Here is a 14,593-nt window from a genome sequence, read left to right as displayed (position 1 = left end):
GCCGTCATGGCCTGCCCATGACGGCGGCCCGCCGCGGCTCAACGAGCGAGGGCGGACTTGAGGTACTCGACCTGGACCAGGAGGAGGTTCTCCGCCACGACCTCCTGCGGGGTCATGTGGGTGACGCCCGACAGCGGCAGGACGGTGTGCGGGCGGCCGGCGGCCAGCAGCGCCGACGACAGCCGCAGCGTGTGCGCGGCGACCACGTTGTCGTCGGCGAGCCCGTGGATGATCATCAGCGGGCGCCGCAGCTCGCCGGCCATCTCGATCAGCGACTGCGCGGCGTACGCCTCCGGCTCCTCGTCCGGGTGGCCGAGGTACCGCTCGGTGTAGTGGGTGTCGTACAGCCGCCAGTCGGTGACCGGCGCGCCCGCGATGCCCGCGTGGAACACGTCCGGGCGGCGCAGCACCGCCAGCGCCGCGAGCCAGCCGCCGAACGACCAGCCGCGGATGCCGACCCGGTCCAGGTCGAACGCGGCCGGATGCAGCCGCGCCGCCTCGATCAGCGCCGTGATCTGGTCCTCCAGCACCGGCTCGACGAAGTCGCCGCGGACCGCGCGGTCCCAGACCGGGCCGCGGCCCGGCGTGCCGCGGCCGTCCGCGATCACCACGGCGAAGCCCTGGTCGGCGAGCCACTGCGCCTCGCAGTACGCCCGCTGGACGGCCAGCACCCGCTGCGCGTGCGGGCCGCCGTAGGGGTCCATCAGGACGGGCAGCCGCCCGTCGCCGGGCTTCCAGCCGGTCGGCAGCACCACGGCGGTGCGGATCTCGCGGTCCCCGGCGCGCAGCAGCTCGACCCGCGGCGTGATCACCGGGGTCTCGGCGAGCGACGCGACCGGGTGGATCCCGGACGGCCCGCGCACCTCCACCTCGGTCCCCGGACGGTCCAGCCGCGCCCCCGTGACGACCGTCACACCGCCGGCCCGCACCCCGCCGAACACGCCCTGCCCCTCGGTGAGCCGGACGATCTCCCCGGCGTCGTAGGAGTACAGGTGGATCTCGGTGGGCTCCTCCGACGCGGTGAACAGGATCGACTCGCCCTCGACGCCGAGGATCGAGCGGACCTGCAGCCCGCCCGGCGTGACCGGCTTCCCGCCGATCGTGATGCGGCGCGTGTCGGTCTCGCGGTCCTCGGTGACCCAGACCAGCTCGCCCGTCCCCGTGTGCGCGGGCAGGCCCGGCACGATGTCGGTCCACACCGGGTCGTGCTCGTTGTGCACCAGGGACGTCTCCCCGTTCGACGGGTCGATCCGCAGCACCCGCTGGGACCGCTGGTCCCGCGGCTGCACGACGATCAGCAGGCCGTGCCGGTCCCAGGACGCGGTGACGACGTAGGGGAACATGCCGCGGTCCCAGGCGACGCCGAGCCGCCCGCCGTCCACCTTCACCAGCGCCAGCGACACCAGCGCGTTCGGCGTGCCCGCCGCCGGGTAGGCGATCTCGGCGGGCGTCCGGTCCGGGTTCGCGGGGTCGGCGATGTGCCAGCGCTGCACCGGCGTCTCGTCCACCCGCGCGACCAGCAGCGTCCCGCCGTCCGGCGACCACCAGTGGCCGCGCATCCGGCCCATCTCCTCGGCCGCGACGAACTCGGCGAGCCCGTAGGAGATCTGGTCCGACTCCGGCTGCACGACCGCCCGGTCGTCCGAGCCGTCCATCTCGATCACCCGCAGTGTCCGCCCGGACACGTAGGCGACGCGGCGGCCCGCCGGGTCGGGGCGCGGGTCGAACACCGGCGCCTGCGCGGGCAGCTCGCGGACCAGCCCGCCCTCGATGTCGGCGACGTAGAGCCGTCCGCCGAGCGTGAACACGGCCTGCCGCATGTCCCGGTCGGTGGCGTACCCGACGATGCCGCCGGCCTGCTCCCGCGCGCGCTCCCGGCGGGCCCGCTCCTCGGCGGGCAGGTTCTCCTCGCCCGGGACGTCCAGCGCGGCCGGGTCGGCGACGAGGCGCTCCTCGCCGGTGCCGGGGTCCAGCGTCCACAGGCAGGTCACCGGATCGTCGCCCGCCCTGGTGCGCAGGAACGTCACACGCGTCCCGTCCGGCGCGATCTGGAAGGCGCGCGGGACGCCGAGGCTGAAACGGCGGGTGCGGGCGCTCTGCCGCGGATAGCTGATGCTCATGGCATCCGAGTCTGCCAGCCCGCGAGCCTCCCCGAACGGCGGCGCGGCGCCGTTGCCTGCCCCTATGATTCCGGGCGGTCATCGCGGCCGGGGAACGGCCCTTGGGCATGGCCCCGCTCGCGTAAGCTCAAGACCTCCCCAAGCTTTTGTCTCGCGGGCGTTGAAGGAGTGGTCCATGCCGGAGCTGCAGCCGGGCGATCCCCGGCGGCTGGGCTCGTACGAGATCGTCGAACGGCTCGGCGAGGGCGGCCAGGGGGTCGTCTACGCGGGCGTCGACGCCTCGGGTAACAGGGCCGCCATCAAGCTGCTGCGCACCGATCTCGCCGCCGACGCCGGCGCGCGCAACCGGTTCGTCCGCGAGGCGCAGGCCGCCAAGCAGGTCGCCCGCTTCTGCACCGCGCAGGTGCTGGAGGCGGACGTCGCGGGCGACCAGCCCTACATCGCCAGCGAGTACGTGCCGGGCCCGTCGCTGTACAAGCAGGTCACCGAGACCGGGCCGATCACCGGCGCGGCGCTGGACCGGCTGGCGATCGGCACCGCCACCGCGCTGGTCGCGATCCACCAGGCCGGGATCGTGCACCGCGACTTCAAGCCGCACAACGTGATCATGGCGCCGGACGGCCCGCGGGTGATCGACTTCGGCATCGCGCGGGCGCTGGACACCGGTCAGACCAACGCGACCAAGGCGATCGGCACCCCGTCCTACATGGCCCCCGAGCAGGTGGCGGGCGCCACCCTGACCGAGGCCGTGGACGTGTGGGCGTGGGCGACCACGATGGTGTTCGCCGCGACCGGGCACCCGCCGTTCGGCGACGACACCGTGGTCGCGGTGATCAACCGGGTGATGAACGAGCCGCCGTACCTGGAGGGCGTGCCCGCCGACCTGCACCGGCTGGTCGCGGCGTGCCTGGTGAAGGAGCCGGAGCGGCGGCCGACCGCGCAGCAGCTGATGATGGCGCTGATCGGCAGCGGGCCGGGCGGCGCAGGCCAGACCCGGATGGACGACCCTGGGCAGGCGACCACGATGCTCGCGGAGGGCTCCACGCTCGCCGCCGGCGCGGGCGCCGCCGCGGCCTTCGGCGCGCACCAGGCCGGGCCCCACGGCGGGCAGACGCAGCGGGTCTCGCCGGCGAACTACACCGGCACGCTGCCGCCCGTCCAGCAGCCCCCGTACCGCGGCGGCGGCCGGCACACCGGCTACGACGACTTCGGGCCGGAGCGCCGGTCCAAGTGGCCGATCTTCGCGGGGATCGCGGCGATCGCGGTGCTGGCGCTCGTCGTGGGCCTGTTCATGGCGAACCGCGGCGGGAACGACAGCCCGGGCACGGGGACGTCCCCGACGGTCAGCGACTCCTCGTCGGTCTCCGACAGCCCGACCGAGGATCAGCCCACGCAGGAGCAGCCGACGTACACCCGCCCGACCCGGCCCCGGCACACGACGCCCACGCGCCTCCCGACGAGCGAGGCGCCGACCAGCGAGGCGCCGACCAGCGAGGCCCCCACCAGCGAGGCCCCCACGTCGCACACGCCGACCACCAACCCGACGCACACCTCGGGCGGCGGCGGTGGCGGCGGTGGCGGTGGCGGCGGTGACGGCACCGGCACCGGCAGCGGAGCGGGGACCGGCGGCTGACGGGCGCCCGCCGGGGCGCCCGGGCCGCGCGGGCCGGGCGGTCATCGCCGTGCCCGCGCCCCCTGAGTAGGCTCGTGACCATGAAGGAGCCGCGGATCCTGTTCGTCCATGCCCATCCGGACGACGAGTCCATCGGGACCGGGGCGACCATGGCCAAGTACGCCGCCGAGGGCGCCCACGTCTGTCTCGTCACCTGCACGCTCGGCGAGGAGGGCGAGGTCATCCCCGATGAGCTGCGCCACCTGGCGTCCGACAAGGAGGACCGCCTCGGCGAGTACCGGATCGGGGAGATGGCGGCGGCCGCCGCGGCGCTCGGCGTGCGCGACCACCGCTACCTCGGCGGTCCCGGCCGGTGGCGCGACTCGGGCATGATGGGCACCGCCACCAACGACGACCCGCGCAGCTTCTGGCAGGCCGACGTCGAGGAGGCCGGCGCGGAGCTCGCGAAGATCATCCGGGAGGTCCGGCCGCACGTCATCGTCACCTACGACGAGCGCGGCAACTACGGCCACCCCGACCACATCCAGGCGCACCGCGTCGCCTGGCGGGCGTTCGAGATCGCCGCCGACCCGTCGTTCACCGGCGGCGGCGAGCCGTGGCGGGCCGCGAAGTTCTACGCCTACGCCACCCCGCGCACCGTGCTGGCGCGGGCGATCGCGGTGATGCGCGAGGCGAAGCTGCCGTTCGCGCGGGTCGCCGGGCTGGACGAGCTGGGCTCCGGCGTCCCGGACGGGCAGGTCACCACGGTCGTGGACGCCCGCGCGCACCTGCCCGCCAAGCTGGCGGCGCTGCGCGCGCACCGCACCCAGATCACGGTGGCGCCGGAGGAGGCCGGGCCGTTCTTCGCGCTGTCGAACAACCTCGGGCAGCAGGCGTTCGGCACCGAGTACTTCATCCTGCAGGCGGGCGAGCTCGGCCCGGTCGGCCCGGGCCGCCGCGAGACCGACCTCTTCGCCGGTCTGGACGACGCGGAAGGCTGACCGGCTGGATACGCTGAGGCCGTGGACGAGGACGACGAGGCGCGGGTGAGCCTGGCCAAGGACGATCTTCCCGCCGGCGCGGCGGGCGGCGCGTCCGCCGCCGGCGACGCGGGCGGCCGCGGCGAGGGCCCGCTGGAGGCGCTGGTGACGGGCGCGGCGTACGCGGCGCTCGGGCTGCTCGGCGGGGTCTTCGGCCTGGTCGGCTCGTACGCCCAGGAGTGGACGGCCGGGGACGTGCCGGTCACCTCGATCGTGCTGGTGCTGCTGGTGTACGCCATGGTCCGGCTGGCCGGCCTGGGCATGGGCGGCAAGATCGGCGCGGCGGTGCCGGCGGTGGTGTGGGGCGCCGCGGTGATCGTGATGTCGATGCAGCGGCCGGAGGGCGACCTGGTCGTTCCGGGGACGCTCGCGGGGTATGTGTACATCGTCGGCGGCATGGTGGCCGCGGGAATCGCGGTGGCGCGGGTCCCGTCGCCCGGCCCGAGCGGGCAGTGGCTCACCGGGAGGGCGGCGCGCACCCGCGGGTAGGGGGATCGCTAGGGTGTGCGCGTTGTGAGCGGCGACCGTGTGGACCCGAGCGTGGATCCGGGGCTCTTCCGCCGGGTGGCGGGCAGGTTCGCGACGGGCGTCGCGATCGTGACGAGCGTGGTGGACGGCGCCGACCACGCCATGACGGTGAACGCGTTCGCCTCGGTGTCGCTGGACCCGCTGCTGGTGATGTTCTGCCCCGAGAAGATCGCGCGCTTCCACGACCTGGCGCTGGACGCCGGCGAGTGGGCGGTGTCGGTGCTGTCGGAGGAGATGCGGGACGCCTCGCAGTGGTTCGCGACCCGCGGCAGGATGCTCGACGGCCAGCTCCAGGGGTGGGACCACACCCGGGGCCCGGTCACCGGCGCCGCGATCTTCGCTGACGCCGTCGCCGCCCTGGAATGCCGGACCCACGCCGTCCACGACGCCGGCGACCACAGCATCGTCGTCGGCGAGGTGCTGAGCCTGCACGTCCCGTCGCCCGACGCCCGTCCCCTGATCTTCTACGGCGGCGGCTACGGCCGCCTCGCCCGCTGACGTGCGGCGAGCCGCCGTCATGGGTGCGTCCATGACGGCGGCTCGCTGCTAGGCGACGCGGATCAGCCGAGGGCCTCGCGGCCGCCGCGGGCGAGCGGGAGGTCGATGCCGCTGACGCCCGTCCTCGCCGTGACGACGGTTCCGGCGGGGTAGCGCAGCGTGTAGTCGTGGTCGGTGGACAGCAGGATCACGCCGAGCCGGTGACCGGCCTTGACGGTGTAGTCGGTCGGCTGGAGGTCCCACCGGAACGCGTAGGTGCGTCCCGGCGCGATCGGGTCGGTGCGGCTGAAGCTCTTCCGGTTCCGCGCGTCCAGCCAGCCCCGCGTGATGATCTTGTACGGGGCGGTCTGCATGGCGAGGGCCTGCCGGGTGGTGCAGCCCTCGTCGCCCGGGACGCTCTGGCCGTAGCAGACCTTCTGCCCGGTGTCGACGCGGGCGCCGGTCGGCCGGCTGTCGGTGCCGTAGTCGACCAGCAGCGCCGTCAGGTAGGGCGAGCGGCCGTCCAGGGACGCGCGCAGCGACATCGACGGGGTGCCGTCGATCCGGACGGGGCGGTCCAGCGTCCCGGTGAGGTAGGCGAGCCGGTTCGGATCGGCCTGGCCCTCGTTCGCGAGCAGGTCCTCGGCGGTGCGGGTCTTGCCCGCGTCGGTGAACGACTGCGTGGCGCCCGCTCCGGCCCTCAGATCGAGCGTGCCGGGCTGGCCGGCCGGGCCCGCGTCCAGGTGGACGGGGACGGTCCGGGTTCCCGGAACGGGCCAGTCCTTGGCGGTCTCCCACGTCCCGTCCGCGTGCTCGATGTCGACGCGCGGCTCCTTGTCGATCCCGTTGCGGATCCCGTACAGGTAGCGGTCGAACCAGTGGAGCGTCTGCCGCAGCCACTCCTCCACGCGCCAGCGGAACGGCGTGGAGTGGTTCCCCTGGTGCAGCCACAGCTTGCGCGGCACACCCGCCTTCTTCAGCGCGTCCCACCACTGGACGGAGTTCTTGAGCTTCACGTTCCAGTCGTTGAGCCCGTGCACCACCATGACGGCCGCGTGCACGTTCCGCGCCTGGCCGACGTAGTCGCGCTCGGCCCAGACCTTGCCGTAGTCGCCGGTCTCGCGGTCCTGGGTCGCCTCGATCCGATCGATGACCTTCTGGCAGACCTCGGGGTCCTTGCGGGTCAGCACGGCCTTCGCCAGCACGTCCAGGTCCTCGCCCTGGTAGCCGCCCGGCGCGACGACGCCGCCGCCCGCGCGGTAGTAGTCGTACCAGCTGCTGATCCCGGCGATCGGGACGATGGCCTTCAGGCCCTCGACGCCGGACGCCGCGGCCATGTTCGGCAGCGTCCCGTCGTAGGACTGGCCGATCATGCCGACGTTCCCGGTGGACCAGGTGGCCGTGACGGGCGTGCCGTCCGGCGCCCAGCCGCGGGCGCGGCCGTTCAGCCAGTCGACGGCGGCCTTGGCGCCCGCCTGCTCGCTGCGGTCCCCGGACGTCGGGCAGCCGGTGGAGCCGCCCGTCCCGATGCTGTCGAGGTCGGCGACGGCGTACCCGCGCGGCAGGAAGTAGTTGTCGTAGTAGCCGGGGAACATCTCCGCGAGGTTCCGCTGGGTGGTCGTCAGCGCGCGGGCCCGCGCGTCGCCGATGTCCACCGGGTGGTTCGGGACGTCGTTGATGCCGGCCCAGTACGGGCTCGGCTCCATGATCGTCGGGACCTTGAGGCCGGCGGTGTCGGTCTCCTTCGGCCGCATGATCCGCAGCTGGACGCGGTCGCGCACGCCGTCGTGGTCGCTGTCGGCGGTGGTCTCGATGTTCACGGTCTGCGTGACGGCGTCGGCGCGCGAGAACACCGGCTGGGTCTCGCCGTCGGCGACGGTCAGCCGGTGCGGCGGCGCGGCGGGCGCGGATCTCGCGGACGCGGACGCGGCGGGCAGTGCGGTGGCGAGCAGCGCGGCGGCGGCGGCCAGTGCGGCGGCGGCCGCGCCCGCTCGTGGCGGGCGCATGCGCGTGCGCTGTGGTGAGCGCTGGGACACAGGGGCTCCGGGGGGGTGAGAGCCTGAAGTTGTTGATCACATTAACCACCGGTTCGGGCGGGAAGTCCAGAGCCGTTACGCCGTGAGCGGAGCCGGGAAGCGCGGCGGCCGGGCGCGCGTTGTCCCGGCGGATACTGAGATGCTTACTTGATTACGTTCCAGCGCGCCCGCGCTCCCGCCGGGCGCGCGGCGACCCCTCGGAGGCAGTAGTGGGCATGCCGGGAATGCCGGGCAACGGCTGGCAGGTGATGGCCTCGTTCCGGCGGGACGAGTCGGTCACGCAGCAGCGGCTCAAGCCCGGCACGATCAAGCGGATCGCGGGCTACGCCCGCCCCTACAGCCGTGACCTGGTCCTGTTCCTCGGCCTGAACGCGCTCGCCGCGCTGGTCGTCGTCGCCAACCCGCTGCTGCTGAAGTCGATCATCGACCGCGGCATCCTGCACCACCGGCAGGACCTGGTGATCTGGCTCGCCGTCGCGGTCGCCGGGCTCGCCCTGATGGACGCGGTGCTCGGGCTCGCGCAGCGCTGGTACTCCGCGCGCATCGGCGAGGGCCTGATCTACGACCTGCGCAGCGAGGTGTTCGGGCACGTCCAGCGCCAGCCCGTCGCGTTCTTCATGCGGGCGCAGACCGGGTCCCTCGTCAGCCGGCTCAACAACGACGTCATCGGGGCGCAGCGGGCGCTCACCACCACGCTGTCGTCGGTGGTCTCCAACGTGATCAGCCTGATCCTGGTGCTGGTCACGATGATGATCCTGTCCTGGCAGGTGACGGTGATCGCCCTGCTGCTGCTCCCGGTGTTCATCCTGCCGGCCAAGTGGGTCGGCAAGCGGCTGTCGCGGATCAGCCGCGAGCAGATGGTGCTGGACGCCGAGATGAGCTCGCTCATGACCGAGCGGTTCAACGTCGCCGGCGCCATGCTCGCCAAGCTCTACGGCCGTCCCGCCGAGGAGGAGGAGAACTTCTCCGGGCGCGCCGCGCGGGTCCGCGACATCGGGGTCGTCTCCGCCATGTACGGGCGGGTGTTCTTCACCGGCCTGACCCTCGTCGCCGCGCTCGCCACCGCGATGGTCTATGGCGTCGGCGGCTACCTGGTCGTGGACGGCAACTTCCAGCTCGGCACGCTCGTCGCCCTCGCCACCCTGCTCACCCGGATGTACGGCCCGCTCACCGCGCTGTCCAACGTCCACGTGGACGTCATGACGGCGCTCGTCAGCTTCGACCGGGTCTTCGAGGTGCTCGACCTCAAGCCGCTGATCCGCGACCGCGAGGGCGCCCGGACGCTGGCGGAGGCGCGCGAGGCCGGGACGGCCGAGCAGGCCAGGTCCAACGGCAACGGCGCCGCCCGGCGGGGCGCCCCGGCGATCCGGTTCGAGCACGTCAGGTTCGCCTACCCGTCCGCCGACGAGGTGTCGCTGGCGTCGCTGGAGTCGATCGCCCGCGCCGACCACGCCCCCGGCAAGGAGGTGCTGCACGACGTCGACTTCACCGCCGAGCCCGGACAGCTCGTCGCGCTGGTCGGCCCGTCCGGCGCCGGGAAGTCGACCATCACGCACCTGGTCTCGCGGCTGTACGACGTGTCGGACGGCGCGGTGCGGATCGGCGGCGTGGACGTCCGCGACGTCACCCTCGACTCGCTGCGCGCCGAGGTCGGCGTGGTCAGCCAGGACGCGCACCTGTTCCACGACACGATCCGCGAGAACATGCGCTACGCCCGCCCGGACGCCACCGACGAGGAGATCCTCGCCGCGCTGGACGCCGCGCAGATCGGCGGGCTGGTCGCGGGCATGCCCGAGGGCCTCGACACCGTCGTCGGGGACCGCGGCTACCGGCTGTCGGGCGGCGAGAAGCAGCGGCTGGCCATAGCGCGGCTGCTGCTGAAGGCGCCCTCGGTGGTGGTGCTGGACGAGGCGACCGCGCACCTGGACTCCGAGTCGGAGGCCGCCGTCCAGGAGGCGCTGCGGACGGCCCTGGCCGGACGGACCTCGCTGGTGATCGCGCACCGGCTGTCCACGATCCGGGAGGCCGACCAGATCCTGGTGATCGAGGAGGGCCGTGTCGCCGAGCGCGGTCGGCACGAGGAGCTGCTGCTGGAGGGCGGGCTGTACGCCGAGCTGTACCGGACCCAGTTCTCCCACCAGAAGGACGAGGAGCGGGCGACCGAGCCGCTGGGCGCCGAGTAGCGGGACGCCGGGAGCGGGGCGCCGGGAGCGGGGCGCCGGGCTCAGGCGTCCGTGCTGAGCCGGTAGCCGAGGCGCTGCAGCTCGGTGCCCGCGACCTTCTCGACCTGCGCGAGCTGGCGGGGCGTCAGGCGGTCCCGCCAGGCGCCGACGGCGTGCTCGGCGCCGGCCGTGTCCGGCCCGCCGCGCCCCCCGGCCCGGACGAGGCCGGACAGGGTCGTCTTCGACAGGTCCGCGTCCAGGTACCGCGACATCTCGGCGGCGACCCGGCGCGGCCGGGCGACCAGGTCCTCGTAGCGGACGGTGAACAGCTGCTCCTCGGGTACCTGCAGCCGCAGCTTCGCGCTGAGGCGCACCGAACCGCGCCAGCGCAGCGCGCACTTCACCGCCGTCGCCGCGCGCGGCCAGCGGTTGCGGTCGGTGTGGTCCTCGACGCCGAGGAACGGGTTCGGGAAGACCGTGTCGAGGTTGGCCAGCCCCGGCTTGAACCACGCCAGGCACCGGTCGTCGGCGAGCATGTCGGCGACCGCGTCCCGGCCGTCCCGGATCACCTGGACGAGCTGGGCGTCGGGGAACGCGTCCAGCAGCACGTCGGCGCTGTAGATCAGGTCGGGGGAGGCGTCGGCGTAGCGGGCGATGCCCCGCGGCTGCACGCACGGCCCCTCCACGTCGCCGTCGTGCACCGGCCGGTCGCGCAGCACCGCCGGGCGCGGCGGCAGCCCGGCCAGCTCCCGGCAGTCGTCCGGGCACTCCGCGCAGGCCCGCGCGGAGATCTGCCAGGCCTCGGCGTAGGCGTCGCGGATCACCCGGGCCGCCCCCGTGCCGCGCTCGGTGGCGATGGCGGGCCGGCGGGCGAAGGCGTAGATCACGCGGAGCACGCCGGGACGCCCGGTGGTGAGGTGGAACCCGGCGGACCGCTTGACGGCGCGCGCGAGGAGATCGGCACCCGAGTGCGGCGCGCCCAGGATGAAGACCGGGCGGTGGACCTTGGTGCCGTTGATCACCAGGATGTGCGGCGTCGACCTCATACCCGGCCAAGTTTGTCACCTTTTGAGAGCCGGGCGGGCCGTGACGCACCGTAGCGGGCACCCGAAATCGGGACGCGCGGGATCGTTCGGCCCCTAACCTTGAGGAATGGACGCACCCCTCACGCTCGCCGGGCTGCTGCCGCAGGCGACGTCGATCACCGTCCTCACCGGCGCCGGCATCTCCACCGACAGCGGCATCCCCGACTTCCGCGGCCCCCAGGGCGTCTGGACCAAGGACCCCTCCGCCGAGGCCATGTCCACGATCGGCGCCTACATCGCCGACCCCGAGGTGCGCCGGCGCTCCTGGCGCGCCCGCCGCGACCATCCGGCCTGGCACGCCGAGCCGAACGCCGCGCACGCCGCCCTCGTCGAGCTGGAGCGGGCCGGCCGCCTGCGCGCGCTGATCACCCAGAACATCGACGGGCTGCACCAGCGGGCCGGGTCCGGCCCGGAGACCGTGATCGAGATCCACGGCACCATGCGCGACGCGGTGTGCCTGTCCTGCGGCCTGCGCACCCCGATGCCGGAGGTCCTCGCCCGGGTCGACGCGGGCGAGGACGACCCGCCCTGCACCGCCTGCGGCGGCATCCAGAAGTCCGCGACGATCTCCTTCGGGCAGGCGCTGGAGCAGGACGTCCTCGACGCGGCGATCACCGCGGCGCGCTCCTGCGACCTGTTCCTCGCCGTCGGCACCTCGCTCACCGTCCAGCCCGCGGCCGGGCTGTGCCTGGAGGCCGCCGACCACGGCGCCCGGCTGGTGATCATGAACGCCGAGCCGACCCCCTACGATGGGCTGGCGGACGCCGTGCTGCGCACGCCGATCGGCGAGGCGCTGCCGCGGCTGGCCCGCATCGCCCTCGGCGGCGGGCGTTGATCCGTTGGCGGGTCGTGACCGGGCGCCCCTTCCGCTGGCGGCCGGATCCTGACAAGCTCTATCCGTTGCGGTGCGAGGAGGGATCGGGTTGATGAGCGGGGGCGCCCGCGCGGAGGGGGTCGAGGGGCCGTCCGACGCGCCCGCCGCAGGCCTGCCCGGCGAACGGCCGGCACGGGGGAGGACCCGCAGGTACGGACGTCTGCGCCCGGGGGACCGGGTCGCGGTCGTCGCGCCCAGCGGTCCCGCCGAGCCGGCGCGGCTCGAGGCGGGCTGCGCGGTGCTGCGCGACCTCGGCCTTGACGTCGTGGTCGGCAAGCACGCCCTCGACCGTGTCAACCTCGGCGCCCCGGGGCCCGTCCGTGACGACTGGCACCGGCTCGCCGGCGCCGACGCCGACCGCGCCGCCGACCTCCAGGCCGCCTGGTGCGACCCGCGCGTCCGCGCGGTGATCTGCGCACGCGGCGGCTACGGCGCCACCCGCGTCCTCGACCACCTCGACTGGGACGCCCTCGCGGCCGCCGCGGAGGCGGCCGCCGCCCCGAAGATCCTGCACGGCTCCAGCGACATCACCGCGCTGCACGCGGCGTTCGGCGCGCGCCTCGGCGTCACCACGTCGTTCGGCCCGATGCCCGCCGGCCTGATCGCCGATTTCGGCGGCCCGGACCCGCACGGTGACCTGGCCGCCACCCTGGACGGCCTGCGCGCCGCGCTGTTCGGCGGCCCCGTCGCGCTGCCCGGCACGCACGCCCTGCGCCCCGGACGCGCCGAGGGCCCGCTCACCGGCGGCACCCTCACCCTGCTCACCGCACTGCTCGGCACCCCGTACGCCCCGCCGCCCGCGAAGGGCCGCATCGTTTTCCTGGAGGACGTCACGGAGGCGCCGTACCGGATCGACCGGATGCTCGTCCAGCTGCTCCAGGCCGGCTGGTTCGACGGCGCGGCGGGCGTCGCGCTCGGCTCGTGGGAACGCTCCGGCGACCCCGCCGAACTGGACGCCGTGTTCGCCGCGCGGCTCGGGCCGCTCGGCGTCCCCGTCCTCGCCGGCCTGCCCGCCGGGCACGGCGCCCGGCAGTTCACGCTCGAGCTCGGCGCGCCCGCGGTGCTCGACGCGTCCGGCGATCTGAACCCCGGGCCGGACGGCGGCGTACTGACCCTGGAAGCGCCGGGAGGTGTGCGATGAGCGGCCGGCACGCCCGTCCCGACCCGTGGGACGACGGAACACTGGACTCGCTGCTGGTACTGGTGGCCGAGAGCCTCGGTTACGCCTGCCATCGGGCGCCCGGCGAGGTGATGCTGCTGGAGGGCGCCAACCGGCTGCACGTCAGCATGCGCGACCTGCGGCAGCTGGCCCGGATGGTGCCGCGCGACGACTGGCCGGCGCTGGTGTCCGACCACGTCACCACGATCGTCACCGCGATCGAGGAGCCCCTCGACCTCAGCGACTTCGACCTCGCCCAGCACCTGCTGCGCACCCGGATCTACCCGGCCGAGGCCGACAACGGCGTGCTCGCGGCCCGGCCGTTCGCGCCCGGGCTGATCGAGGCGGTCGTGGTCGACACCCCCACCACCGTCCGGACGGTCACCACCGACGAGATGAACGGCTGGCCGGTCTCCGGCGACGCGCTGTTCATGCTCGGCCGCGCCAACGTGCGCGCCGACGGACCGCTCCAGCTCGACGAGCAGGACCTCGGCGGCGTCCGGGTGTCGGTGCTGCACGGCTGGACGTTCTACGCCGTCACCCACCTGGCGTGGCTGGAGGAGTACCTGCCGATCGGCCCGCACGGCGCGCTGGTCATCGCGCCGAACCGGAGCCTGATCGTCGCGCACGCGCTGCGGACGTCGGAGGTCCACCCGCGGGCCCGCTACCGCGCCGCCGTGGCGGCCGCGAACGAGCTGCAGGCGCAGGCGCACCGCGCCTACGAGGAGGGGCCGGGCTCGCTCAGCCCGCACCTGTACTGGTGGCGCGCCGGCGAGCTGACGTACCTGGAGACCCGTTACGAGGGCGACTCGCTCGTCCTGCCGCGCGACTTCACGTCCGTGCTGGCCACGACGACCGCGGAGTACTGAACGTGAAGATCGTCATCGCTCCCGACTCGTTCAAGGGGAGCCTGTCCGCGGCGGAGGTCTGCGCGGCGGTGGAGGCCGGGGCCCTGCGCGCCGTGCCGGGCGCCGAGGTGGTCCGCGTGCCGATGGCCGACGGCGGCGAGGGCACCCTCGACTGCTTCGTGGCCGCGCGCGGCGGCGACCTGGTCGAGGTCGCCGCGACCGACCCGGTGGGCCGGCCGGTGAAGGCGGCCTACGCGCTGTCGGGCGACGGCCGGTCGGCCGTCGTCGAGCTGGCCGCCGCGTCCGGGCTCCCGCTGGTGGAGGACGTCCCGGCCGACCCGATGGGCGCCGGCACGGCCGGCACCGGTGAGCTGATCGCCGACGCCGTCCGGCGCGGCGCACGGGACGTGCTGGTCTGCATCGGCGGCAGCGCCAGCACCGACGGCGGCACCGGGCTGCTGCGCGCGCTCGGCGTCCGCTTCCTGGACGCGGCCGGCGCGGAGCTGCCGCCCGGCGGCGCCGCGCTGGCGCGCCTCGACGCGATCGACGACTCGGGCGTCCCGGACGCGGTGCGCGACGTCCGGTTCCGGGTCGCCTGCGACGTCACCAACCCGCTGGTCGGCCCGGAGGGCGCCGCCGCGGTGTTCGGGCC

12 protein-coding genes are annotated in these 14,593 nt (G+C 74.5%); 9 read left to right on the top strand and 3 right to left on the bottom strand.

What is annotated here, in order from left to right; all coding sequences use genetic code 11:
• Nucleotides 1-38: 38 nt before the first annotated feature.
• A complete protein-coding gene (locus tag ABZ914_RS21340) occupies nt 39-2,120 on the bottom strand; it encodes a S9 family peptidase (RefSeq protein WP_500195051.1) in 2,082 nt (693 codons plus the stop codon).
• A 175-nt stretch (nt 2,121-2,295) separates the two neighbouring features.
• On the opposite strand from ABZ914_RS21340, the gene ABZ914_RS21335 reads away from it, so the two are divergent.
• From ABZ914_RS21335 to ABZ914_RS21320, 4 genes are all read left to right on the top strand, one after another.
• Nucleotides 2,296-3,753 carry a serine/threonine-protein kinase gene (locus ABZ914_RS21335; RefSeq protein ID WP_500195049.1) on the top strand — a complete coding sequence of 486 codons (1,458 nt, stop codon included), beginning with the start codon at nt 2,296-2,298 and terminating at the stop codon, nt 3,751-3,753.
• 80 nt (nt 3,754-3,833) lie between these two features.
• Nucleotides 3,834-4,733 (top strand): N-acetyl-1-D-myo-inositol-2-amino-2-deoxy-alpha-D-glucopyranoside deacetylase, encoded by a 900-nt coding sequence (mshB, locus tag ABZ914_RS21330; protein ID WP_500195047.1) that lies wholly within the window; start codon nt 3,834-3,836, stop codon nt 4,731-4,733.
• A gap of 21 nt (nt 4,734-4,754) precedes the next feature.
• Nucleotides 4,755-5,261, top strand: a complete 507-nt coding sequence (locus tag ABZ914_RS21325; RefSeq protein ID WP_433149031.1) for a DUF6113 family protein — start codon at nt 4,755-4,757, stop codon at nt 5,259-5,261.
• A 24-nt stretch (nt 5,262-5,285) separates the two neighbouring features.
• Nucleotides 5,286-5,798: a flavin reductase family protein gene (locus ABZ914_RS21320; protein WP_500195045.1), complete on the top strand. Its 513-nt coding sequence runs from the start codon at nt 5,286-5,288 to the stop codon at nt 5,796-5,798.
• A 62-nt stretch (nt 5,799-5,860) separates the two neighbouring features.
• Here ABZ914_RS21320 and ABZ914_RS21315 read toward each other — a convergent pair whose 3' ends face one another.
• Nucleotides 5,861-7,783: a Xaa-Pro dipeptidyl-peptidase gene (locus ABZ914_RS21315; RefSeq protein ID WP_500195043.1), complete on the bottom strand. Its 1,923-nt coding sequence runs from the start codon at nt 7,781-7,783 to the stop codon at nt 5,861-5,863.
• A 254-nt stretch (nt 7,784-8,037) separates the two neighbouring features.
• On the opposite strand from ABZ914_RS21315, the gene ABZ914_RS21310 reads away from it, so the two are divergent.
• Nucleotides 8,038-9,996: an ABC transporter ATP-binding protein gene (locus tag ABZ914_RS21310; protein WP_500195055.1), complete on the top strand. Its 1,959-nt coding sequence runs from the start codon at nt 8,038-8,040 to the stop codon at nt 9,994-9,996.
• 41 nt (nt 9,997-10,037) lie between these two features.
• On the opposite strand, the gene ABZ914_RS21305 is transcribed toward ABZ914_RS21310, so the two are convergent.
• Complete coding sequence (locus ABZ914_RS21305) at nt 10,038-11,021, bottom strand: sulfotransferase family protein (RefSeq protein ID WP_433251471.1); 984 nt, start codon at nt 11,019-11,021, stop codon at nt 10,038-10,040.
• A gap of 106 nt (nt 11,022-11,127) precedes the next feature.
• Here ABZ914_RS21305 and ABZ914_RS21300 point away from each other — a divergent pair, with 106 nt between their 5' ends.
• The 4 genes from ABZ914_RS21300 to ABZ914_RS21285 form a co-directional block, all read left to right on the top strand.
• Entirely contained in the window at nt 11,128-11,895 is a 768-nt protein-coding gene (locus ABZ914_RS21300) for an SIR2 family NAD-dependent protein deacylase (RefSeq protein WP_500195041.1), read from the top strand.
• A 91-nt stretch (nt 11,896-11,986) separates the two neighbouring features.
• The gene (locus tag ABZ914_RS21295; RefSeq protein WP_500195039.1) at nt 11,987-13,075 is read left to right on the top strand and encodes a S66 peptidase family protein; all 1,089 of its coding nucleotides are present in this window, start codon (nt 11,987-11,989) and stop codon (nt 13,073-13,075) included.
• Nucleotides 13,072-13,962 carry a hypothetical protein gene (locus ABZ914_RS21290; protein ID WP_500195038.1) on the top strand — a complete coding sequence of 297 codons (891 nt, stop codon included), beginning with the start codon at nt 13,072-13,074 and terminating at the stop codon, nt 13,960-13,962. Before ABZ914_RS21295 ends, ABZ914_RS21290 begins: the two co-directional genes overlap by 4 nt.
• Nucleotides 13,963-13,964: 2 nt before the next feature.
• On the top strand, nt 13,965-14,593 hold a 629-nt coding region (locus ABZ914_RS21285; RefSeq protein ID WP_500195037.1), incomplete at its 3' end, for a glycerate kinase.

Origin of the sequence: Spirillospora sp. NPDC046719, assembly GCF_040645715.1 — a bacterium.
Taxonomy (GTDB): domain Bacteria; phylum Actinomycetota; class Actinomycetes; order Streptosporangiales; family Streptosporangiaceae; genus Spirillospora.
Note: the sequence above shows the minus strand (reverse complement) of the source record. Positions and strands in the feature narration are given on the sequence as shown.

Coding starts and splice junctions, on each gene's coding strand:
- ABZ914_RS21340 (WP_500195051.1), bottom strand. CDS start 2,120: ATGAGCATCAGCTATCCGCGGCAGAGCGCCCGCACCCGCCGTTTCAGC.
- ABZ914_RS21335 (WP_500195049.1), top strand. CDS start 2,296: ATGCCGGAGCTGCAGCCGGGCGATCCCCGGCGGCTGGGCTCGTACGAG.
- mshB (WP_500195047.1), top strand. CDS start 3,834: ATGAAGGAGCCGCGGATCCTGTTCGTCCATGCCCATCCGGACGACGAG.
- ABZ914_RS21315 (WP_500195043.1), bottom strand. CDS start 7,783: ATGCGCCCGCCACGAGCGGGCGCGGCCGCCGCCGCACTGGCCGCCGCC.
- ABZ914_RS21310 (WP_500195055.1), top strand. CDS start 8,038: ATGCCGGGCAACGGCTGGCAGGTGATGGCCTCGTTCCGGCGGGACGAG.
- ABZ914_RS21305 (WP_433251471.1), bottom strand. CDS start 11,021: ATGAGGTCGACGCCGCACATCCTGGTGATCAACGGCACCAAGGTCCAC.
- ABZ914_RS21300 (WP_500195041.1), top strand. CDS start 11,128: ATGGACGCACCCCTCACGCTCGCCGGGCTGCTGCCGCAGGCGACGTCG.
- ABZ914_RS21295 (WP_500195039.1), top strand. CDS start 11,987: ATGAGCGGGGGCGCCCGCGCGGAGGGGGTCGAGGGGCCGTCCGACGCG.
- ABZ914_RS21290 (WP_500195038.1), top strand. CDS start 13,072: ATGAGCGGCCGGCACGCCCGTCCCGACCCGTGGGACGACGGAACACTG.